Origin of the sequence: Alteromonas sp. 5E99-2, from assembly GCF_017368475.1 — a bacterium.
In the GTDB taxonomy this organism is placed as follows: Bacteria; Pseudomonadota; Gammaproteobacteria; order Enterobacterales; family Alteromonadaceae; genus Alteromonas_F.
The window spans coordinates 54331-77354 of sequence record NZ_JAFNJE010000013.1 but is presented as its reverse complement, the minus strand read 5'-3'; the positions used below and the strand labels follow the sequence as shown (position 1 = coordinate 77354).

The 23024-nt window shown below is 38.0% G+C and carries 21 protein-coding genes; 10 read left to right on the top strand and 11 right to left on the bottom strand.

Annotated features, from left to right (window positions below):
• Positions 1–42: 42 nt before the first annotated feature.
• The 6 genes from J3L16_RS13345 to J3L16_RS13320 all read right to left on the bottom strand — a co-directional run bounded on the left by J3L16_RS13345 (position 43) and on the right by J3L16_RS13320 (position 10418).
• Positions 43–627 (bottom strand): recombinase family protein, encoded by a 585-nt coding sequence (locus J3L16_RS13345; protein ID WP_207613486.1) that lies wholly within the window; start codon positions 625–627, stop codon positions 43–45.
• Between the two features lie 205 nt (positions 628–832).
• The gene (locus tag J3L16_RS13340) at positions 833–3859 is read right to left on the bottom strand and encodes a type I restriction endonuclease subunit R (RefSeq protein ID WP_207613485.1); all 3027 of its coding nucleotides are present in this window, start codon (positions 3857–3859) and stop codon (positions 833–835) included.
• A 9-nt stretch (positions 3860–3868) separates the two neighbouring features.
• Positions 3869–5710, bottom strand: coding sequence for a DUF262 domain-containing protein (locus tag J3L16_RS13335; protein WP_207613484.1), 1842 nt, complete (start codon positions 5708–5710; stop codon positions 3869–3871).
• Positions 5711–5729: 19 nt separating this feature from the next.
• Positions 5730–7055 (bottom strand): hypothetical protein, encoded by a 1326-nt coding sequence (locus J3L16_RS13330; RefSeq protein ID WP_207613483.1) that lies wholly within the window; start codon positions 7053–7055, stop codon positions 5730–5732.
• 1 nt (position 7056) lies between these two features.
• Positions 7057–9501 carry a class I SAM-dependent DNA methyltransferase gene (locus tag J3L16_RS13325; RefSeq protein WP_207613482.1) on the bottom strand — a complete coding sequence of 815 codons (2445 nt, stop codon included), beginning with the start codon at positions 9499–9501 and terminating at the stop codon, positions 7057–7059.
• Between the two features lie 50 nt (positions 9502–9551).
• Positions 9552–10418 carry a WYL domain-containing protein gene (locus J3L16_RS13320; protein WP_207613481.1) on the bottom strand — a complete coding sequence of 289 codons (867 nt, stop codon included), beginning with the start codon at positions 10416–10418 and terminating at the stop codon, positions 9552–9554.
• A 441-nt stretch (positions 10419–10859) separates the two neighbouring features.
• On the opposite strand from J3L16_RS13320, the gene J3L16_RS16450 reads away from it, so the two are divergent.
• From J3L16_RS16450 to J3L16_RS13290, 7 genes are all read left to right on the top strand, one after another.
• The gene (locus tag J3L16_RS16450) at positions 10860–10991 is read left to right on the top strand and encodes a hypothetical protein (RefSeq protein WP_278252873.1); all 132 of its coding nucleotides are present in this window, start codon (positions 10860–10862) and stop codon (positions 10989–10991) included.
• A gap of 441 nt (positions 10992–11432) precedes the next feature.
• Positions 11433–11609, top strand: a complete 177-nt coding sequence (locus J3L16_RS13315; protein ID WP_207613480.1) for a hypothetical protein — start codon at positions 11433–11435, stop codon at positions 11607–11609.
• Entirely contained in the window at positions 11572–11814 is a 243-nt protein-coding gene (locus J3L16_RS13310; protein WP_207613479.1) for an ATP-binding domain-containing protein, read from the top strand. Before J3L16_RS13315 ends, J3L16_RS13310 begins: the two co-directional genes overlap by 38 nt.
• A gap of 71 nt (positions 11815–11885) precedes the next feature.
• Positions 11886–12578, top strand: coding sequence for a hypothetical protein (locus tag J3L16_RS13305; protein ID WP_207613478.1), 693 nt, complete (start codon positions 11886–11888; stop codon positions 12576–12578).
• Between the two features lie 62 nt (positions 12579–12640).
• The gene (locus J3L16_RS13300) at positions 12641–12853 is read left to right on the top strand and encodes a hypothetical protein (RefSeq protein WP_207613477.1); all 213 of its coding nucleotides are present in this window, start codon (positions 12641–12643) and stop codon (positions 12851–12853) included.
• 70 nt (positions 12854–12923) lie between these two features.
• Positions 12924–13178, top strand: coding sequence for a hypothetical protein (locus J3L16_RS13295; protein ID WP_207613476.1), 255 nt, complete (start codon positions 12924–12926; stop codon positions 13176–13178).
• Positions 13156–13329, top strand: coding sequence for a hypothetical protein (locus J3L16_RS13290; RefSeq protein ID WP_207613475.1), 174 nt, complete (start codon positions 13156–13158; stop codon positions 13327–13329). Before J3L16_RS13295 ends, J3L16_RS13290 begins: the two co-directional genes overlap by 23 nt.
• A 202-nt stretch (positions 13330–13531) precedes the next feature.
• On the opposite strand, the gene J3L16_RS13285 is transcribed toward J3L16_RS13290, so the two are convergent.
• From J3L16_RS13285 to J3L16_RS13265, 5 genes are all read right to left on the bottom strand, one after another.
• On the bottom strand, positions 13532–13708 hold the full coding sequence (locus tag J3L16_RS13285) for a hypothetical protein (protein WP_207613474.1): 177 nt from the start codon (positions 13706–13708) through the stop codon (positions 13532–13534).
• A 357-nt stretch (positions 13709–14065) separates the two neighbouring features.
• Entirely contained in the window at positions 14066–14413 is a 348-nt protein-coding gene (locus tag J3L16_RS13280; RefSeq protein WP_207613473.1) for a hypothetical protein, read from the bottom strand.
• 14 nt (positions 14414–14427) lie between these two features.
• Positions 14428–14670 (bottom strand): hypothetical protein, encoded by a 243-nt coding sequence (locus tag J3L16_RS13275; RefSeq protein WP_242698834.1) that lies wholly within the window; start codon positions 14668–14670, stop codon positions 14428–14430.
• A gap of 76 nt (positions 14671–14746) precedes the next feature.
• Positions 14747–15778 carry a hypothetical protein gene (locus tag J3L16_RS13270; RefSeq protein WP_207613472.1) on the bottom strand — a complete coding sequence of 344 codons (1032 nt, stop codon included), beginning with the start codon at positions 15776–15778 and terminating at the stop codon, positions 14747–14749.
• A gap of 205 nt (positions 15779–15983) precedes the next feature.
• A complete protein-coding gene (locus J3L16_RS13265) occupies positions 15984–16349 on the bottom strand; it encodes a hypothetical protein (protein WP_207613471.1) in 366 nt (121 codons plus the stop codon).
• A 222-nt stretch (positions 16350–16571) separates the two neighbouring features.
• Here J3L16_RS13265 and J3L16_RS13260 point away from each other — a divergent pair, with 222 nt between their 5' ends.
• The 3 genes from J3L16_RS13260 to J3L16_RS13250 are packed head-to-tail and all read left to right on the top strand — an operon-like array spanning position 16572 to position 23022.
• Positions 16572–18215, top strand: coding sequence for a site-specific integrase (locus J3L16_RS13260; RefSeq protein WP_207613470.1), 1644 nt, complete (start codon positions 16572–16574; stop codon positions 18213–18215).
• Positions 18212–20968 carry a hypothetical protein gene (locus J3L16_RS13255; RefSeq protein WP_207613469.1) on the top strand — a complete coding sequence of 919 codons (2757 nt, stop codon included), beginning with the start codon at positions 18212–18214 and terminating at the stop codon, positions 20966–20968. The genes J3L16_RS13260 and J3L16_RS13255 overlap by 4 nt, the downstream gene beginning before the upstream one ends.
• The gene (locus J3L16_RS13250) at positions 20968–23022 is read left to right on the top strand and encodes a tyrosine-type recombinase/integrase (protein ID WP_207613468.1); all 2055 of its coding nucleotides are present in this window, start codon (positions 20968–20970) and stop codon (positions 23020–23022) included. The genes J3L16_RS13255 and J3L16_RS13250 overlap by 1 nt, the downstream gene beginning before the upstream one ends.
• The last annotated feature ends 2 nt before the right edge of the window (positions 23023–23024 follow it).

Sequence of the window (23024 nt, the reverse complement as noted above, 5' to 3'; positions counted from 1 at the left end):
TTACTTTACCAAGTGGGGTAAATATCCCTATTTTCAATATCATCACTTGTCCAATTGATTGCTCTGATATCCCATTCTATCTAACGTCCGATGCACGGTAGGCCTACCTACACCATACTTGCGAGCTAGAGCTGCGATTGACTCGCCATTCTGCTTATCCTTTAATAATTCTTTTGCTTGTTTATCAGATAACGCAGGTGTTCGTCCAAGGTGCTGCCCTTTAGCTTTGGCTTCAGCACGCCCTTCTGCTGTTCTAGCCTTTATAAGATCTCGCTCAAGTTGAGCGAAAACTCCGCATAAGTTGATCATTGCATTTGAAAATGGATTGTCATTACTCGTATTAAGTGAACCATCAATTATGTTGAGGCACGCTCCTTTCAAGTGAATATTATCGATGGCATCCAAAATAGTCTTTAATGATCGCCCAAGGCGATCAAGGCGAGTAACAATGACTTCATCTCCCTCACGGATAAAGTCTACTAATTCTTTTAATTTACCATCATTTTCAAGAGATGCGCCAGATTGTTTACCGTGGAATATTTTTTCACAGCCAAAGTCAGCTAAATGCTTAAGCTGAATATTTAAATCTTGTTCTTTAGTAGATACTCTTGCAAATCCAACTTTCATATGTACGAAACCTATAACTTTCGTACACCTTATAATAAGAGTGTACGAAAGTCAAATATATAGTTTCGTTCATGAACGAAATTAAGCAGTGAATTTCGTTCACCATGTGGCAAAGATAAATTGTCGTGAATATTCAACTAACACTTTTGAGATTCAGATATTTGATCAGCAGTAAAAAACTAATACCGCCTATTTTCTGTTATTTCTATAAACCAACTGTTCGCTGCATACTTTGCATCCAAGATGCTTTAAAAGCGGGATCTCCAGCAAAAAGCTTGTAAAGTTCCAGCTCATCTTTACGCCTAGCCAACATTACCTCTTTCAGCATTTTTTCGAATGCTAGTTCTCGGTTATGTGGATCAGGGTTGTTTTGGTATTTAGCTTCAAAATCAGGATGCTGCTTAATACTTTCTGCAATATTAATAAATTTAACTTTCTGTTCCTCTGGAGTTGCACTCCAGCCTTGGAACCATCTTTCGTTAAAGTTCTTGATGATATCGTCTAGCGGATCTCGCTCCTCTTCACCGCCATGCACTCCACGAGGATTAGGGTTCTGTGGTGTTAACTCTGTTTCTTCTGCATTAAGTCCAATACCATAATTCAACTTAACCCGCTGAAGGCCATAGGAACTTAAGTCAACGGACTCTAATAATTCATCAAGCGCTTCAGAGTCAGGGTCTTTAACAATAAGTTTTGGTATTAAGAATTTTAAAAACCAAAACAGTTTTTCCCATGCAACAATCTCATATGGCATGATTGAAGCCATCTGCCCGTAGATTTTCACGAACTGTTTAGCTTTTACTTTGAAATCAACTTTATCTTCGTCTTCAAGCTCTAATTCGTAATTAAAACGATTCGCAGCGCTATCGATGATTGGGCTAAGCGTTTGAGCATCTTCATTGTTAAAATAACGTTTAATAAAGTCTTCAACTTCATACCATTCGTAAACACCAACATCATCCATCGAATCTTTCAACTCATGCAATACATTGATGTCAGTAGCTTCTGATAACGTTGTTGAAGTGTAGAATGGGTCAAATGATGTTTTAATATCATCAACACTATTAAAGAAATCTAGCACAAACAGATCCTCTGTCTTTTTGCCAAACTTAGGTGCTGAGCGGTTTAGACGTGACAACGTTTGAACACAAAGTACACTCGCTAACTTTTTATCAACGTACATTGCGCACAGTTTTGGCTGATCAAAGCCTGTTAAATACTTATTAGCGACGACCAGTAAGCGATATTCATCTGTATCAAATTTATCTTTGGTCTCTCCTTCTGGAAAACCATTCATATCTGCTTCAGTATATTCAATACCGTCAACTTCTTTGGTTCCAGAAAATGCAATAACGGCCTTAAATGGATTGCCTTGTTGCTCAAGCTGTCTAGTTATCGCTTTGTAATAACGAATAGCTGTTTCTATATTTTGAGTAACAACCATCCCTTTAGCTTTACCTTTAAGCTTTTTGCTATTCACAACATGCGGTATAAAGTGCTCAAGCATGATTTCAGCTTTGGTATCGATGGTTTGCTGACTAGTCTCTACGTATGCACGTAGTCGTTTCTGAGCTTTCTTAGTATCGAATTCAGGGTTGTCCTGAATTGACTTTTCAATCTCATAATAACTTTTATAAGTGGTATAATTCGCTATTACATCAAGAATAAAGCCTTCCTCAATCGCTTGTTTCATTGAATACAGATGGAATGGCTTAAAACTACCGTCTTCTTGCTGCTGTCCGAATTTCTCTAAGGTACTGTTTTTAGGTGTTGCAGTGAATGCTAAGTAAGATGCGTTACCTCGCATCTTTCTTGAGCGCATAGCTTGAAGTACTTTATCTTGAGCGTCCTCAACTTCTTCTATTTCAGATTTACCCATAGCCCGGTTCATGTTGTCATGAGCAGAACCTGACTGGGAGCTATGCGCTTCATCAATGATCACAGCAAAACGTTTATCACTTAAATCACTGATACCATCAATGATAAATGGGAACTTCTGAATTGTAGTGATAATGATCTTCTTACCATTTTCGAGTGCTGACTTTAGTTCTGATGATTTAAAAGCGGGAGCTACAATATTCTTAACTTCAGAGAATTCTTTAATATTATCTCTTAGTTGTTTATCTAAAAGCCTTCTGTCCGTTACAACAATCACCGAATCAAATAATGGCTGCTCTACGCCTCTACTTCCCGGTACATCTGATGAGTGTGGGTAAGTTTCAATAAGCTGATACGCAGCCCACGTTATAGAATTAGACTTACCAGAGCCAGCCGAATGTTGAATAAGATAGGTTTGTCCCACGCCATGCGTGGCGGCATGGTTTACTAACTTACGAACAACATCCATTTGATGATAACGAGGGAAGAAAAGTGTGCGCTTTTTGAGATCATCTTTGCTTGAGCCATCTAAGCGGACAAAATGCTGAATAATGTTAGCCAAACTTTCTTTGGTAAATACTTCTTCCCATAGATATGAAGTCTTATGACCAAACATATTTGGCGGATTACCTTGTCCATGACCATTACCTTTATTGAATGGCAAGAAGAAAGTACTTTTACCTGCAAGCTTGGTGGTCATATACACTTCATCGGTATCAACCGCCATATGAACTAAGCACCTACCAAATTGCAGTAACGGTTGAGTTATATCTCTATCATTACGATACTGCTTTTGACCGTGATATCGCGCTGTTTGCCCTGTCCATGCATTCTTAAGCTCTAAGGTTATTAATGGAATACCATTGATGAACAGCACCATGTCTATTTCTTGAAGCGGGTTTGCTTTTGAATAATGAAGCTGTCGAGTTGCGCTGAATATATTTGCCGCAAAGTTCTGATGAACTTTGTCACTGCTACTTGCTAGCGGAGCTGGATACATTAAGTTTAAATGCGCGTCATCAACACTTAAGCCTTTTTTTAATAGGTGTAATATGCCGTGCTTTTTTATCAGTCGGTCAAAACGTTCAAGTACTTTACGCTGCCAATCATTAGGGCTATTGCGTTTTAGCTTTTCTAGCTCTTCTTCTTGCGTAGTTTCTAAGAACTGCCAGAAAAAGTTCGTGTCTAACGCATAATGCATATCAAAATCAGTTGGTTGACCAAGCTTATAAAACTTGTTGCCAAAATCAGGTGCAGCTTCTTGCACACCTGCTTTAATGTCTTCTAGGCAAGTTCCCGTTAATGCTTTTTCTATCGCAGCCTCTAATGCTTGTTCGTTTGTTTGACTAACCATACTTCTTCCCTAAAAATCCCAAATTTGTTCGCAAATACGCTGAACCACTTTATTTCTTTCTGCTATATCATCTTTAAGAAAGTCTTTATGTGATTTGAATCCTATAGCCTTCACTTGCTCAGGTTTTAAGAAGTTAGGGTTTTTCTCGTAGTACTTCTCATGAAGGGTTTGAGCATAGGTATTTTCTTTGATGTAGTGGTCACGTTTGTCTGAATACTTATCACTGTTAAATGACTGATTAGTGCCTTGCGGCAACAGAATCAATGCACCAATGTTGTTTCGCCATGTTTGAAAATCGGTAATTTGTTCAAATTCGTCTTTGTGTTCTTCAAACTTGTCGGCCCAAATATGCTCTATTTCAAACGGCTTGCCTTTGGGTGCAAAGTACTGCGTGTAACTAATATCTTTACCCACTAAACCATCAACATAACTACTGATGCGGCAAAGAAGGTGCTTAACAAACTTTCTATTCATGCCGTGCAATCTAAATTGCTCCACTGCATCCCATTTTTGCGGAATGTCACCAGCAAAATGCTGATAGTTTTCGATAAGCTTATTCAACTCATTACTACGCACAGCCTTGATAATATTGAACATGGTGTACTTGATAGCAGTTTGACCAAACTTCTTGTAATTCACGCTTCTGCGAACCGTAAACGTTTCTATGTACTTAGCAGTCGCATTTAATTTGGCTTTAATAGTGGTTTCATCATCACCCACACAAATTGGTGCCAAGATCATTGGCTCTTGTAGTGAGTCAGCTATTCCCCAATTTTTCACATAATGGATATGAGCAAGCGCAGGTGTATATTGCTTACTGGCTTCTTTGTAGGCCAAGTACCACTTTACATAGAATGGAAACTGTACTTTGAAGAACTGATAAAAGTCATTCGAACTTTCTAATTCAAATAATTCTAGGTGATTGTCTTTAAACCAATTGTGAAAACGAGAACCGATTAATTCAAAATCTTGATTTTCTGAGCCAGCTTTACCGGGGCGAATACTATTAGCGTAGTGACCACGGAACCATGCATGGAAAAAGCTTTGATCGGCATTTTTGTCGATTTGATGCAACGACTGTATCGCAGTTTTCCAAACATCATTTATTTCGTTACGTTGCTTTCTATCAGTGATCTTTGATAACACGTACCCCTTGAGCATCTCAGTTGATGTAAGGTTTAAACCACGGTCATTCATGGTTTCAAAGATGGTGTAAGCATTCTCATCTGAATAGGCTTTAATTTCGATAACAACAACGTTCTCAATAAACCAGTCAATGAAAAATGGCAGTGCTTTTTCGTCAATTTCTTCAGGAAAACAACTATCAATATCTAGATAGCGATTAAGCATATTTTCGACTGTTTCATCGTCATCATCTTGCAATGAGTAATCGCCTGTTTCAAAGAGTGACTTTAAGCAAGGCTCACGATTTTCATCAGTCATATTAAAAGATTTAACACGATGCTTAACAGAGAAAATTAGATCGGCAATTTGAACTTTATCGTCATCATCAAAGTCTTTTTGGCGATTATTTAGATAAATCAGCAATAGAGTGATTGAAGTAATACGCTGCTGTCCGTCAATAATCGATTTTTTAGCCGTTTCTGGGTTAATACTAAAGACAACAGGTCCTAAGTAATAACTTTGGTAACTGCCCACAGCTTCTGGTGCGTCACCGTCTTTGTATGACTTTAAAAAGGTATTAGTTAAGTCTTCTACTAAGGTTTTTATATGAGACTCTCCCCAGCGGTATTCCCGCTGGAAATAGTCTATGTAAAACTTTTGCCCTTTGAGTAAGCTATTAATGCTCGTGTCATTTGCTTCTATGCGATTTTCTATTTGCTGATTCACGTTAATTATCCTTTTACTTTTATCCTTCAATGACACCCGGAACTTTGATTTTTCCCGTAACAGCTTTATCTATTAAAGTTGCTTTATATTCTTTCAGCTTGATGATTTGTTGTTCAGCTAATGAAATTGCTTGTTCAGTCTTGCTAATTTGTTGATCAAGAAAAGATTCAATAGCGTCTTGTTCATCCCTTGGTGGGATGAGGATTTCAATATCTCCAAATTTTGACCAGCTCCTAAAGTCACTAGTGTTTTGCCTTACTCCGTTAGAAATGACTTTATAAACGTTCATAATCGCTAACATTTTAAGAAAGTATGCAATAAACCCTTTATTGTGCTTGCTATCACAGACATGGACGACAGAAGTACAGTCACCAGAATGCTTTGATATTGCAATTGCACCATGCCATGCATCCATTCCATGAACTAAAAGATCTCCTTCATTAACTCCTTGATAATCATGTTGCGTTAATGAAACTAACCCTTGATTGACATCACCTAATAACTTTGTACATCCATGATTTGAACAAATTACGGTATCGCCATTTTGCTTACGTGGCCTTTCTAGTTTTTGTAGTGAATGCTTTGCCAGAGCGATTTTCCAGTGAGAAGGAATCTCACCTAGCCATTGAATTCCAGATTCTTTCTTCAAAGTTGAAGGCTCTAAACCCTGAGTGACAGCATTTTGAATAATAACTTGGCTACGCTCTTTGAGAAGTTCAATCTGCCGTTTTTTTATACCAATCGCTTCATCTATTTGCGATATTTTGTTTTCTAAAAAGCTATATATAAGCTTTTGCTCTGCTATTGGAGGTTTGGGAAAGTAAAGCGTCTTTAAATCATTAGTAGAAACCTTCATGCGAATTGTATTTAATTTCCCAGTACCACTAAGTTTTATAAGAATCCCTTTGCCGAATTTTAACAGCCCTCTTTGAAAGCCCTCGTTTAAAAAAATCTTTTCATAATACTCAACAAGAGCATCATCTTTTTGAGTATAAAGTGCATAATACACTGGACTAATCGCACCATAGTATTTTGACATCCCCACAGCTCCAACAATAACATTCATGCTGTTCATAACAATATCTTTCGGATGTGCTATTTTGTAAGCTGACAAATCATCTTTTCTTTTATTGCCTCCTCGGCCCTCTTCAGAGTACTCAGTTACACCATGTGCAATAGACAATGATAAGATGTTTTCAGTTTTTACAGGATCATTTTTCTCATTTCGGAACTTGAATATTGCCCTGATAGGAACCAATTCCCAATTAGTAGGTATACTTCCAATCCATTCTTCACCAGACTCTTTATAAGATTTATATTTAGGTACATTCGCTAAATCGATCACTCTAATCTCCCTGAACTCTTGATACATCAACACCTAGAATATCAGCAATCAGTCCTTCAGCTTTTTGCTCAAGCTGAATAATATCTGACGCCACCTCATTCATTGAACGCAATGGCTTATGGCGATAAAAATATTTATTAAAACTTATTTCGTAACCGACTTTAGTACTGTCTAAATTAATCCATGCATCTTCGACATGAGGTTTTACTTCATCAAGGAAATATTGGTGAATTTCGCTGTTGTTAGAGTCTTTATCTTCAAGATAGGTTAGCGGTACTGACTCTACATCACGCAAATCAGAGTTAGTTTCATACGTAGTAAACTCTAATTTTTTACCTTCAACGTCACTCTCTGTTGATGGAAAGTAACCAAAATCTGCCAAATCTGACGCTTCACAACCTAAGTGATGTAATAGCTCATCAAACTTATCTTGCTTAAATTTAACAACCTTCTTAACTACTTTTACGGCATCTTCATCGTACCAACTAACGGCATCTAAAATCGCTTTCTTGTCTGAGGCACTAAGTTTAATTTCTAGCGTTTTTAACTCTACATCAACATCGGCTTTAAATTTGTTGAAGTCATTGCTTCCACTTAATTTTTTACTTTCAAACGCAGCTTTTAATTGGTTAGCCGTATTTACAAGTTCTCTAAGTTTTTGCCACTGTTTGGTATCAAGCAGTTTGCTTTTAGCTTTGGCATTTAAACTTACATTTTTGTCTTCACACCAGATGATAACGTCATTTTCGATTTTTTTTAGGAAGCCTGTTTCATATACTTTGTCGCCATACTCGCTAAACAAATATTCCATTGGTTCTCGTAGAGATTTATCAAAGCGCAGTGGGGCTATAAGTTCTTCTTGAAACTGAGCGCAACGTCTATCTGGGCGATCAATATTTACCTTGTAGTAACCAAAGTCTTTATTATCAAAAACCTTCGCGGCAATACCGACAGGATCATTGTTGTCATTTAACTTACGCTCGACATTGGCAGCACTTAGGTATGTTTGCATAATCTCTGCAATATGCTCAGGCGAAAATTCACAATTTTTGTTACCTAAATTCTTTCGCAATTTTTTAAAGAGTAGACTGGAATCAATAAGCTGAACTTTACCTTTTCGTTCCTCAGGTTTGTTATTGCTAAGTAGCCAAATATAAGTAGTGATACCCGTGTTATAGAACAAATTGTTTGGTAGTTGCACTATGGCATCGAGCATATCGTTTTCAATGATGTACCTGCGAATATTACTCTCGCCAGACCCTGCATCACCTGTAAATAAGCTGGAGCCATTATGAATAGAAGCCACACGAGAACCCAGTGGGCTAATATCTAGCCGCTTCATCTTACTTACAACTTCCATCAAAAATAGCAACTGCCCATCGCTAGAGCGAGGGGTGGCATCCACTTTTGATTTGTTACCCCAATAATCAGCTAACTCCACGATAAAGCGCGGATCGATAACATCTGAACCATCTTTAATATTCTTTAGTTCACTGGCCCAGCTCTTGCCATACGGTGGGTTTTGTGCTGAAAAATCAAAGGTTTTACCTGCAAACTCATCAACTGAAAGCGTAGAGCCAACACGAATATTTTCTGGGTTATTGCCTTTGATCATCATATCTGACTTGCATATGGCGTAAGTCTCATCATTGATCTCTTTACCAAAGAGGTGAATATCGCGTTTTGTGCCTTCGATTGGAAACTTTTCTTCTATAAAGTTCTGCGCTTCAGTAAGCATACCGCCACTACCACACGCACTATCATAAATGGTTAATGGGTCTGGCAAGTTACCTTTCAGCGGATCAAACAGTAAGTGGATCATCAATTCAATAACTTCACGAGGCGTGAAATGCTCACCAGCCTCTTCATTGTTTTCTTCATTAAACTTTCTGATTAGTTCTTCAAAAACATAACCCATGCCGAGATTCGACAATGGTGGAAGCTTATTACCATCAGGGTCTTCTTTGTCGTGCGGAGTTAAATTAATATAAGGCGATACAAACTTTTCAAGTACATCGAGTAATACATCTTTACCCGCCATATGGCGCACTTGTGCTTTAAGGTTAAAGCACTCGACAATCTCTTTTACATTGGCACTGAAGCCATTTAGATATTCTTCAAAGTTAGCCAATAATATCTGCTGATTGTTTGTAGCAGTGCTGAACAAGCTTTTTAAAGTCCACTTTGAAGTGTTGTAAAACACATAACCTGTTTCAGCCGTTAATGGTGCATCGTCAAGCTCCGTTGCTTCCATCTCTTCTAACTGAAATTTAACTTCAGCAAGCACTGCTTCTTTGGTTGGTTCTAGTAAAGTATCTAATCTACGAAGAACAACCATAGGCAAAATTACGTCACGATATTTACCACGCACGTATACGTCACGGAGGCAGTCGTCAGCAATTGACCATATGAAAGAAACTAATTTGTTGTGTACGCTGTGATCCATTGTTATTCCTATAAAAAGCGATTCTTTCGCTTTGATTAAATCTTAAAATTCTATTTGTATCCGGGCGAGATTGTCATACTCGCCACGTTCTCTAATTCATTTATATTGCTTAGCCAAAGGTGATACTCATCACCCACTAAGGAGGCATTTTTAGTACAATCTACATTCCACTGTCGCATAAGGTAGCCAAGCAGAGCCTCTCTTACTTCTAAGCCCAAAACACCATCAATCATGTTGTAATCTAGCTCTATTGCTTTTTTATGTTTAATCGATGGGTGAACGCTTAACTCAATATCAATAATGTTGTTCCAACTCATGTCATTTGCTGCGAGTTGATTGTCACTTATTGTTTGGTGAATTTCTGAAACGTTTTGTAATCGCGTGCAGACGAAATCACGAAACTCTTTGCTCTTACGATCAAACGCTCTAACGTGCCAACGTTGACCGTTATTCGCAATGGCATGAGGGACAATCTCTCTGCTGCTTTCACCTGATGACAGAGAAACATAATCGCATCGAACCGCTTTTTTACTATTGATTGCACGCATTAAAGTGGCAATCACTTCTGAATCAGGATGGATCAAACGAGTCGCATCAGAGCAATGCTCTGATGGTTGTGAACCATTCGATAAGCCATCGCCAAAACCTCTGCAAAGGCTAGTTAAAACGGCTTCAGGGTTATGGGTAAATACAGGCCGGAACTCGTTTGTACGATAGTACTGTTTATCTTCGTGTTTTAATTTAAGGTTATTAGGCGCTAATTCTTTATAAAGCGTTAAATCTCTAGAGCAAGAAGCTAGGCCAGTTTTGAAGTGATTGATCAGATCTGCACGCGCTATTTGTCCTACAAATTGCAAGCAAAAATCAATAAACGCAATACGCTCTCGTTGTGCGTAATTTAGCTTTTCTAAATCCATCTAGTTCATAAGTTATTTTTATGATTATTAATTATCAACTTACATGATTCAGGTAAAAGAAGCAATCATTTTGATAGCATCATTAAGATAAGTTAAAAAAGACAGATTGATCGCTGTTCTATATTCCCTAATTGACGGCTAATTGTAAATTCTCATCCGAATGGCACACCAAATACCACCTTATGGAACAACAAAAATTAATAAGCCGAAACACGATCAGCATGACAGGGGAACAAGGCTCAATTTCACCACCAATAAGTTAATTATTATTTGTAAAATTAATGGCTAACAAATATCTATTTGTCTGATCATGGCCATAGTAGAAGTCTATCGTCAACGCCAAGTTTAGAGTGAAAAAGTCGATATTAGATCCACGCTTTCGTTATCTTTTTAAAAACTATTTTTCTATGATCACCTTAAAATTTTTACGGAGCTTTGATCATGAATACAATTGTTAAAGACTGGCACATCGTTTCTATTATTGATGGTGAAGAAATGATAGGGAAAATTTTATGGAGTATCTGTGTCGATGAAATGACGTACCGATTCGCACCAAACGACTATTTTCATTGACCCAAAAAACAAAACCAGCCTCCACCTATTGACTTTGGCTTGGTGCTTAAAGATGTTGTAGATAGCGGCATAGTGCCTGTCGCAACGCTTGATATCGTAAAGAGGCAATAAGGCAGCACTGGGATTCCAGAGTATTCTTCATGTATAGCTCAAGGCGTTATCCCGCCAGAATTATCTTTTGGTAATGTCACTTTTCATTGGACAAATGAGGATGATATCAATCAAACATGCGTTGACTTATACACCAAGGACCCCGCTAATAGCCGCATAACAGCAGCGACGTATAAGAATGAAAAAGGTGGCATTGACGTTCTCAATAAGCATTGCCAGCAGTCTATCAACGCTAACTCAGACAATTTGGAGTTCGAGTGGCTTGGTCAGCGAGCAATACTTCCTATCAAATTGAATGACCCGATCATCTTTACAAAGAACAATATTGAAATGGGAGTTCAAAACGGTTCACTATGTACTCTTATCGGATTAGCAAGTGAAGAATCAGAGTTTGGGGAGGTCCAACTTGATGACAGTGGTGAAGTAATACAGTTGAACCAGACCTTGTTAGAGTCCATAAAGCCTGCTTATGCGATCGTTACACAAAGCCCAAGGGAGCCAATTTAAACGCGTTATCGTCTCTGTAAATAGCTCTCGCATGATAGTCAGAAACTGGCTCTATACCGCAATCACCCGTGCAGAACAGGAAATTCACCTTGTTGGCACTAAGTCCTTTCTTGAAGCCGCCATTGAACGACAAGGTGCGACAGATAAACGAAATACAGCCCTTGCCTACCTATTAACAGAAGAAATTAAAAAAGTTACCCAGTAACATAAAATTAAATTTTATATTTGTGAGTGGGAAACTATAATATTTTAGAGCGCAGTTCAGAAGGAAAAATGATGGATAACGAAACAGAAAATAGCGAAGAAGTCGTTAAAAAGCAGCGAGGACGACGTAAGAAAGGAGTTTCTGCTGACAATATCCATGAGATAGTTGATGACCTATCAAACGGTGACTATTTAAATAAGGACCGCTTCAGATACGAAATGGAACCTAGAGAGAAGTTACTTGAAATAACTGAAAAGTTAGCATTGAAGGGGTATCGTAAAAACAAGTCTCCTGCTGCGGTAAAAAGTCGAATTGAGCAGTATTTTGAAGAGCTTGCTAAAGACGGCATAACAGAAGAAAAAGAAAGCGATATCAAAGAAAGGATAAAAACGTGGCAAGACGCTGAATTCAAAGCAGATGAATCAGATATCAAGTTACTGCAAGAGGCTATAGATGCCTTGGGGCCTGACTTCTGGAGAAGATATCAAGCTAAAAAACGTCAAGCAAAACATAAGCGAAATAGCAGTAAAAGAAAAAGGCAAATCCCTATCGATTCAGAATTATTTGACAGACTTTCCATTAGAAAGGACAAAAATAACTGGGATGAATACTTGCTTAGTATGAAAGTCGATCATGACATTTTAAGAATGATAATGCTAGAAACGCATTCATCAAGTACGCGAGAGCTGGTTACAAAGCTTGAAGCAAAAGGTATTTTGAGAGAAGGGTTCATGAATAGGCACTGGATTACGTTTAGCCATTAATATGTTACCCACTCACAAGTATTAGCTTTGTTAGTAAATCGTAGTAATTACCACTTTAAAATATGAATAATCGTAAAATGAAAGAAATGAATCATGAGTGTGATGCCTGTTTTAACAAAGCTGTTGATGTGAGAACAGAAATATTCAGCTACCCTTCTGAAAATGAAAACAATGCGATCCGTAAGATTATTTTGTATCGCTGTGAACAGCACCTAGATACAAATGTACACGAAATGAGAAAACTCGCATCAATCAAAAGAGAATCAAAAAAATAAACGTTACCCACTAACATAAACTGTAACCTGTGAGAGGTTATATTTTACAAACCCTGTAATAGGTAAAAAAATGAAGAAGGTAAAAGTTGGAGATACTTGTAAAGCCGTTTGCCAAGACTGCAAAGCTGTCGTAGATATTACTTTTCAGCTCAGAGACGTACCTTTTTCAAATGGCATGGGTATCGTAGAGCAGGTATTATCTGGGGTATGTAATCAATGTGACCGTGTTATATCAATACCGCATCAATCAACACCTGAAATCAAAAAAGCATATGACAAATACACTGCTGAAGGAGGCTCTAGTGAGCAGAAAACAAAGGCTTGATAAAAACAATGTTACTTCAGTAAACAAGCCCCAGCTTGTGCCTCAAGAACTAGAGAAGCTTAAAGTTGGTGAAACCGCTGTTATCAACAACAGAACTTATATGTTGGTAGAAAACATTGAGGCTAAGGTTGTCAAAAAGGACTACAACTAATTAACGTTACCAACTAACAAGAATGATGTTTACGAAGTAATTCTAACACATGCTCTGTAGTTATGCTGGGGTCAGTTAAAGCCCTCTTCAATATTACTTCAATATCTTTAGGTAAGGCTAACGACTCTAGTTGCATGCTTGCTTGAGCTTGTTTCAGCGTATTTGAATTATCAAACCGAATAACTACTCTCTTATACTCACTTCAGTCATTATCAGGCATCTCAAAATCAACTGTGCCAAGTTGACTATAAAACGGATGAGTCTCAAACGTATAAGACTTGTCTTCGCACGAACTCTCTCGCGAGCATTCAAGCTCAGCTTCAAAGTCGATATCAATATCTGATAACGATGGGTAGTTTATGTCTAGCTGCTTCTTCATCAATACTCTCCTCACCTCATTAATTATAGCAAAAAGCCATACAAACAGGTTAAATGTTACCCACTAACAAATACCCCCCACAATAGGAATCCTGCTGCTGTGAAACAGCAGGGGAATGGCTTAGCTCATGCTGAACTCTTATGGAGCGTAGAGGCTTTTTGTCAATGATTGAGTCTAGTCATTCATAGTGAAGTTCTAGACATCTAATCTAATAGTATTTTCCAACGTCTAAAGCATTAGTATCTTCGATCAAACAATTAATTGATCTCAAAACAAAGCACAGCTCTTGCTTAAAGTCACTAAGCTGATCAGTTATTAAATTTTTTGTTGTCATTCAAGGCCCCTTATTTTCATTATTTAATGACTTTTATTTTGAGACTTAAGTTGTTCTCTCATTTCTAAAATACGATCTGCTGAATAAGGTCCGGCTCTCATGACAACAAACTCAACAAACGAAATATCAATTAACTTATGATCAGCATCTATCACATAACAACTTCCACTATGCGTGATGACTTCTAAATTATCCTCGACAGTAGATTTGCCAACAACCTTTGAAGTCACTATTTGCTCAAAGGGCCGAAATCTAAATGTTTCATCGTCAATAACAACCCCCGATAAAAACTCGCCAAGAAAGTTTTGTTCAAATTCCTTATAGTCGTAAACAGATACTATGTTGGCATCCTTTAAATATGTTTTATCCAATTGTTAACTCCCAATTAATAGCTAGACGGGAGCATTTCTCTCTGTTCTGATAATTCATCAGGAGAGTACATACACTCATGCATTAAATTGAACTCAAATGCATTTACTTCAAACTCTTTAGGTTCAGCATCTAAGATATAAAAGTCAGCACCAAAAGTTCGATATTCACGATCCTTTACTTCCATCTGCTTTGTAGTGAATAAGGTATCTCCTTCTTTACCATTTTCATTATCTTCAGCAAATGTGGCGTAAAGCACTTTTCAACCTGTTCTTCTGAATCTGACTGAATAGATATAAGTGTGGCGTTAGTTAGTTTTACTCTTGGTCTCATGTTTATGCTCCATTGATATCTTCTATGCAAAATGGACGGAAAAAACTCAGATACTTAACCTCATCTACTTTTAGTAAACTGTTGTCTGCATCAAAGTGAGACAAAACGCTAGATTGATACAATGAAATGTATTTCTCATAGTCGATAGTGTTAAAAAAGTTGGTATCAACACGGCGTGCATAGAAAACAAGGGTTTGCTGATCAATGTGAACAATGAATTTTTGATCACCATCTACGTTTTTGACTTGTAAACAAAGCTCCGGCTTGTGCCAGTCAGATGCAAAAGTAGGGATCAGTGGGAAGCCATACACTAAATAGCGCATCCCCTCAATTTTGAAGGTTGTTGGATTGAACTGAGTCTTATTTACTTTGCCGCTATTGAACAATTCTAGTGTCAACATCAACCAATTTTCATGTTTCGAAAAGCTATTTCCGTCGGATATGCAGCCCTCGAATTCACCGTCATGATTAACGTGAGTGATATACATGTACTTTTTGATGTTATCAATTGTGAGCTGTTCAAATGGAAATTTAGAAGCAATTAGCCTGTAGTAGCAACCGTCTAATTTTAAGTCTGCGTATTGGACTATCAACGGATCATCAAACGAATCAAAATATGGCCGCCACTCTAATCTAAAGTCAGCACCAGTGTTAACTATAAATTGAGCATCTTCAGGCAAACCTAAAACTTTGTATATCGTAGAAATCAGTTCTAGTGTATCAATATCAACAAGCATCAGACTTTCAATTTCAGATGCCATTGACTCGATTTCTTTATGAAGTGAATCTATGATTTCTTGATCATCGTATTCGTTGATCATCAAGTATTTAAATGAGTTGTGTTCTAGAATTGAATTTAAATTGCGGCTATCAAAAGCATCTTGCAGACGCTCATGCGCTTGTGAAAAATGGGAACAGTTATAAACACCTCTAGCCCACAGACCTTGTGCGTAAAGATCAGGAAACTCTAATAACTTAGCAAATTCTTTTGCTTGAATGTTAAGCTTATTTTTTAATTGATAAAGTGAGATCATTTAGTTCTCCAAACAACTTTTAAATAAACAATGGCCTACCAACACATTGCTTTATTTATTGTTCAAGTAACCAAATTTTTACGGATGCTCCGCTTCACTGTTCATGGACAAGATAAAAATGACCATGCGTAGGCGTAGGCTGTCCGTGCAGCCCCACCTAATATTATCGTTTAAAAATAAAAAAACAACTGTAGTGCAGTTCCAATTATTGACTTGAAATCTTAACTTTAAACTCTTCAATCCCAAGGCCAAAAAGGGATATAACCATTTCTTCATTAATATCGTAATCTTGAAATTTGTTATCAAAATTTCTCAGAATGCTATCAAGTTTATCCGCCAACACTTTAAATAAAAATAAATCGGAGCCGGGTGACAATGCAGCTAAAACTAAACGAGGATCTCGGAAAGATGCTGACCTAATCTGTATCAACAATTCGCTATAGCTACCGCACTCGTAAACACATATGGCCATAGCTTCTTGGGCTTGCCCAAGGGGGCAAGATAATTTTTTCGACAAGCGCTTCGACTGCCTTTTGATATTCATAAGCAGTTCATCTTTTTCAAAAGACATACATATACCAAACCGCATGACGTCTGGCCCACAGCACCAAAGTCATCAAGAATAGTTCGGGATCTGTTTTATCTTCTTACATCAGAGTAAATCCATTTCGTCCGCATGTGGAGACAGGCTTCTCTGAAAAGCCAATGAAATAAGGGTTATTTCAAAGAAATATTGTCGCAAATTAATAATAAGTAACACAGCATGGATAATTTTTAGGCAAAAAACAATTAAATGAAATTAAATAAAAATTATTTTTCAGCCGAAGAAATGAACTTTTTCTTTTATATCAACAGGTTAAATAAAGCGAATATATTTCATTATACAAATATGTATAATACCCCATTCTTTACAAAAGTAAATAGCACTGTTACCCTTGTTTCAAATCAACTTGAGGAAACAATGCTTAGTAAAACTAAATCCAAAATTCTGAACACAAAAATCAACCTTGGGAAACTTCCATACTTTGAGGTTGATAATCAAGACAGATACTTCGAAGAGCAATTCAAAGACTCTCAGCTTCGTTCATTGGCTTACCACACAAACGATGAAGTCGAAAACTTCCCTCTCTTATTTCACCCGACGAGAATAAAAGAATGTATGGAGTTTAATCTCTATATGATCGAAAGGCATAAGGGTAACTTTTCATTAAGTAAAAATAAGAACACCTGTAACGAAGAATATGTCTGGTCTCAAGGCGAGCTTGGAGCCAAAAAAGGCAAAGGAATTCAAGTTAGCAGCTTAGACCCTATAGCCAAAGATCTACAGCGATACCTAGACTGGATGATTGATAGCGACATATCTTATGAAGAGATTATGGCTGTTCCGCAAAACTATGATCCAAATTCAGTGGACGAAGCTGAGGCTCTTTTACCTGTATGGAATTTTAGAGAATATATAAGGCAGCAAATTAAAAACGATGAGTTGGCTTTTACAACAGGTGAAAGAGTCCTAAATAGCCTTAAAATATTTTATCTGTGGTCCTATAGACGAGCTGAAGTTGACGCGCTCCCTTTCTCTGTTAAATACAAAGCAATCTCGGTAAAACGAAATGATTATGCTAGTGCTTTATTTGCTTTACCGGGCACAAGTTACGATCATAAAAACTCAGTTAAAAAGTACATTAGTAATCTTGCTCTCGCTGCTGAGGATAAACCAAAAGACAAAAAACCAAGAAAAGGATTGCAACCGTACAACGGCGAAGAACTAAAGCTTCTAATGGATAGCGGCGTTTATCGCCATCGCACATATGGTTTGTTTTTGAAGTGTTGCTTATTTGGTGGACTCAGATCATTTGAAGTCGTTCAGATAAATCACAACGAAATTTTCAATCCTAGGCAAAAGCGCGTCGTTTTCAGATTATCTCTATTGAGAAAGTTCAACAAAGCTACCAATCTGCAAATTTCAGCAACTTTAATGCAGTTGCTTTGGGATTACACACAAACGAAAACCTACAAAGATAGACAACTTAAACACGAAAGTAAGTACGGGAAGGATAATCCTGACCAGCCTCTACCACTCTTTATCAACAGCTCTGGCGAGCGCATGAAAGAAACCAGTGTACAAAATTCAATTGCAAAAGTTAGAGCAGAATTAAAGAAACTAGGGAAACCTAATTTAGAGAGAGATGTACATGATCTTCGAGCTACTTTCGCGACATATTGGGCAATAGCCATGTTGGAAAGAGGCTACTCTCCTGATTATATAAAGAACAAACTCATGCTCTTGCTTTCTCATGAGTCCTTTCGAACAACGCAGCTTTACTTGGATTTCGCGATAGAAGGTAATGTCGGCAAGCATGGAGCAATGGACTCGTGGGTAGTTGATATCTACCAAGAAATACTGAACAAAGTTGAAGCAAAGGGAGACACTAAGTGATCCCGAAGCGTACATTAAAAGAAATCGACAAAGTTGAAACGTATTCAAAGCAACTCGCACAAGATGGGTTGGCCATTTTTGAATTAGCTTGTAAGCCTGCTAGTGAAAGAACGTGCGCAGGACATGACGTCACCATAGAGCGATTTAAAAACCTAATTAAGTACATTGAGCTATTTAACGACACCCAAGATACTAAGCACTTTCAACGATTCATTAAAAAAGGGTTCTCTGCCATTAAAGATCCGGCAGAGTGGCAATACATTGAGCAAGAATTGTATTTAAAAGAACTAAACGGAGTATTTACTAAACGAGGCGGCTCTATCTTATCTGACGTACTTAATTTGGCTAAAGTCTATTTCAACGCTCAGAACATTTGGTCACCGAGCCAATGTAAGTATGGAAAAAGAGCAATAGATATCTCAGACATGTACCTCTACCCCTCAGGTTGGTGCTCAAGTTTCTATAAGCTAGCGCGAAAGCTGCTAGATCTACCAAATGGTCACACCAAGTATAAAAGTGCGATTGGTGCAACACTTAGTGCGTTTAAAGAATCTCGCAACGACCAAGACATGATTGCTCATATTGATGCAAAAGGTAGTTTAGAAGAAGTATTAGATAAAGACGCATTGTTCAATTTGCTTATCTTTTATACACCCGACAAAAACAAAAGTAGATTGCATAAGGCCAGAAAAGTACACAACCCAGAATTACATGGTAATGAGGCCAAGCAAGCCCCAAGGAACAGCCATGTTCTTAAAGCGGGTAGTACTGAGAAAGGTGCCCATTGGCTTCACAAACTATCTCCAAAATGGTTTTCACAAGCTCAAAGTTATGTTCTCGATGTTTATGAAAATAAAGGCCAAAAGGAAGCGATTAGTACGATTACACGCCTGACCAAAATCAGCAGTGCAATTTTCGACATCAAGGACCAACTACCTAATCTAGATCATTTGCATTCTTCAGGTATTAGTGCTTTTTTTGAAAATGACTATGCACTCATAAAATCTATTTACGCCGTCGAAGATAACCGCCTAGACCAAGCTCGCGGTGAGCTATTCTTAATGCACAGTGCCATAAATGGCATCAATGTCTCTGTCACAGACATTATGGAGTACGCCATTCCGTTTGAATGTGATTCTGGTGATGATGAATATCGCTACATCATTTTAGATGGCATTGCCAAGCGATTTCCGCAATTAGCAAAAAAACTAGCTGAATACGCAAAATACGAGCTGCGAAGAATTGATGGCTTTAAAAAATCAATAGATACAACTTTCGGAGTTGTTGGCTCTCTCCAGTCAATCTTCAACAATCACCTCAATGAATTGGATAAAAATGACCTTGAGTTGCTAGCAAAACACGGTATTGATGCTTTTGAAAAAAACAACTGCCGAATAATTAAACGGATCAGATATGCACTTAAGCAAAAATTTGAATCTGATGAATTAAAGTTAGGTTCTGCGAAACAAGTGCAACGTGCTTTAAAGATCTTTTGCGAACATTACAATTTAACTGAAGTTAACGCTTACGAGATATCAGCAGGCAAGCGTAAAAAAAACGAAGACAAGAGACTAGCGTCCGATTATTACACCATTGAGGACGTTGTATCTATTACATACGCAATTGAACTAGGGCTGAGTACCAAAAGCTTATCGAGTCACGATGAGTTATTGCTGCGTCTTGCGCGAGTTTTTATTAAAACAGGCTGGAACCTTTCCCCTGTATTGAGATTAGAAGTTGACGACATACTACAGCTAAGTGCACCAATTACAGGTAAAGCCATGCACTTCGTTAGGCTTTTCAAAAAAAGAGCTAAGTATGACACTCAATTTTATGAATTCGACATGGATGCAGACAATATTGATGAAGAAGGCTTAATTTTTGGTAAGGAAGTCACAAATGCTCTATCAGACCTAGAATACATTCGTGACAAGCTATCGTCCTACTTGCGTGCTCAATTAAAACCAGATAGCAAGCTGAAGTACCGTTTAGCTCTATATAAGGATGAGGATGGTAAAACATTTGGATTCGCAAAAGAAAGCTTCTCAAGCAAAGTTAATGACGTTCTCAAGATGTTTCAATGTGACGTATCTTTCAACACTCAACGCATTCGCAAAGGTGGATTGAACTATGTTTACAAGAAATTTGCCAAGGACTTTAAGAAATACAAAAAGGCAGGCCAACATTCGTTAAAAGTGTTCCTAGATGTATACCTTAGAGATGATGGCATTGGTTCTGAAGAAAAAATAGCATCAGCATCAACAACCATGTCTGACTACTTTTCAGGTCGTCCGCTTACTGATGACATAATCATCGTTACAGAAATACCTGCTAGTACTAAGCAAACACCCTCTGGTCGATGCGCCTCCCAAGGTAACGATGAAGAAGCAGAAGCATTTCGAAAAGCTCAACAGCGCCTCAATAAAGATTCCGGCACAGAAACATCTCAATGTGGCGACTTCAACGCCTGTTTATTTTGTAGACATTTCAGGCTAGTTGCTGATGCAGAACATGTCTGGCGTCTCTTGTCTTACCAATATTATGTAGTCGGTGAAATGGAGCGAGGTGTTAGTGACTATGAAGGCACTACAGATCAAGCTGAATATATTGAAATCATTAACAATCGAGTCGATGAGATTCTAGATGAGTTATCAGAATATAGCCAAGAAGCCGTAAGCCTTGGAAGAGACCTTTTAGAAGAAAAAGGATGCCATGAAGATTGGGCTTTTTTCGCTAACTTGGGAGCGCTGTAATGCAGTTAATCGACCTAATAGAAAGTATCTCTAAGCCAGATGAAACAGGGCTATTGACCATAAAATTATTGCAAAATTTTGAGGTTAATTCGCTCAATTCGGTTGAAATCAATACCGTTGAAAGTGCAAATGAAAAGTACAACGGCCCGATCCACTTCGGAGATGACACATGGCGAGAGTCATCTTCCGAATCAATTAGCTTCAAAGGCTTAAAACCGAACTTCATGTATGAGGTGAAATCAGCAGCACTGCTGGCAACGCACTCTGGATTGTTTGAAGGTGGAGATGGCCAAAAATTTGGAACTACTGTTAGACAGATTCGTCCTTTGATTAAGTTTGCTAAACAACTTCAAAGCTTAAATGTAGACTCATTTGCATCTTTTAATTTATTGCCACCTCTTATTCGAAGAAACCACTTTGTTGACTTCATAACAAAGGAGCTAGACCTAGAATCAGGAGAGACTTTAGCAAGCCCCAGATTCTTCGGCATACACACAAACTATGGCCTGTTTTCAGAAGATTCGTTAGATATCTTCTGGGAGGAAATAGATAAACTCGGCATTACAATAGAAAGGAGCCATCCGGCAAAATCATACCCAATAATTCCATCTGGCATTTTAAAAGAAATTATTAAAGACTGTGAGAGACGGTTAAAAGAGGCAAAAGAACAAATTAGCAACTGGGAAGCTGTAAATAATGAGTTTATAGATGCTATAGGAAATTCTTTCATAGTTAATGTCGAAAACAACACCTCTTCAATAGTGAGGCAGGCTGTTGGAGAAAGCTTCAATGATAGGTTAAGAGCTGGTTTTTCTGCATTCAATAACCTGAAGTTAAATGTTTTAACCTACATTCTCACTTATACGGGCATGCGAAGAGAAGAAGCACTGAGCTGTACATTAGGTTGCGCTACTAAAAAAGATGGTCGTTATTATGTTGAGGCCGTCCTAACAAAAACCGATGAAGGTGAAATCAAGTTAAAGTGGGTAGCAAATAAGGACACATATGACGCGATAAAGCTTTTAGAACGCTATATAAAAGGTATGCATAAAAGAGCAAAAGTCATACTAGAAAACCACAGTGATATTTTAACGAGCGGCCTAAAACATCGTTTGCAGCATGGATTGGATAAGAAACTAATCTTTGGGGTCGCTGACTATCTGACGTCTATTAACTTTACTGAATCAAAGCTGGGCCAAACCTCTTCTAACCCTGAAAAAGATCCAAAGTTTTCTTTGCACAAGTTTGAATATCGATTATCTGCTGAAGATATTGACCAGCTAGAAGCACTGGACTGCAATTACAAACCAGTTCGTGGAAAATACAAAGGAGTAAAATACATAGAAGGTGAGGTTTATCACATATCACCCCACATGTTCAGGCATAACTTTGCTTGGTTCATAATTGCAAATCGCTTGGGAGAACTAGACGACATAAAACATCAGTTCAAACACCTAGCAAGCTCAATGACAATGGTTTATGCCACTCGTGGTTATCAATCAATGGACGAAATGATCAACATGTTTGAAGATTTTGAAGAACTACTTGTAGAAACAATTGCTTCAGAGCTTGCTGAAGAAGCTGAGGAGGGTAACTTATCTGGTGCGGGAGGTGAACGACTAAACAAAGGAGCAAAAAGCCTTGTATTTGACGTTGACGCTTCTGGTGAATCGAATACTGGTCGCACAATTAAGCAGATACATTTCAAAGACCTCAACTCATACAAAGAATTCCTAGTTCAGAACCTCAAAAACATACGTGGTTTACCGCATGGCTACTGTACTGGTGGTGCCGAATGTAAATTGAAGAACGTTGGCCTACCCAGCGGCTGTGTTTATTGCCCTAGTTACACGGTAACTGAAAAACAAAAAGTACACTGGCGAGCGATGAAAAACCAAGCAAATAGCATGTTAACGCGTTTCACCTCTCTTTCACCTTCCGAACAAGAGGAACATTCCTTGATGGCTGAAAGTTGGCGAAACACTGTTAATGCTGCAAAAGTTATCTTAACTGATAGCAAGCCATTTGTTGTGGACGATGAGGCTATCGCATGATC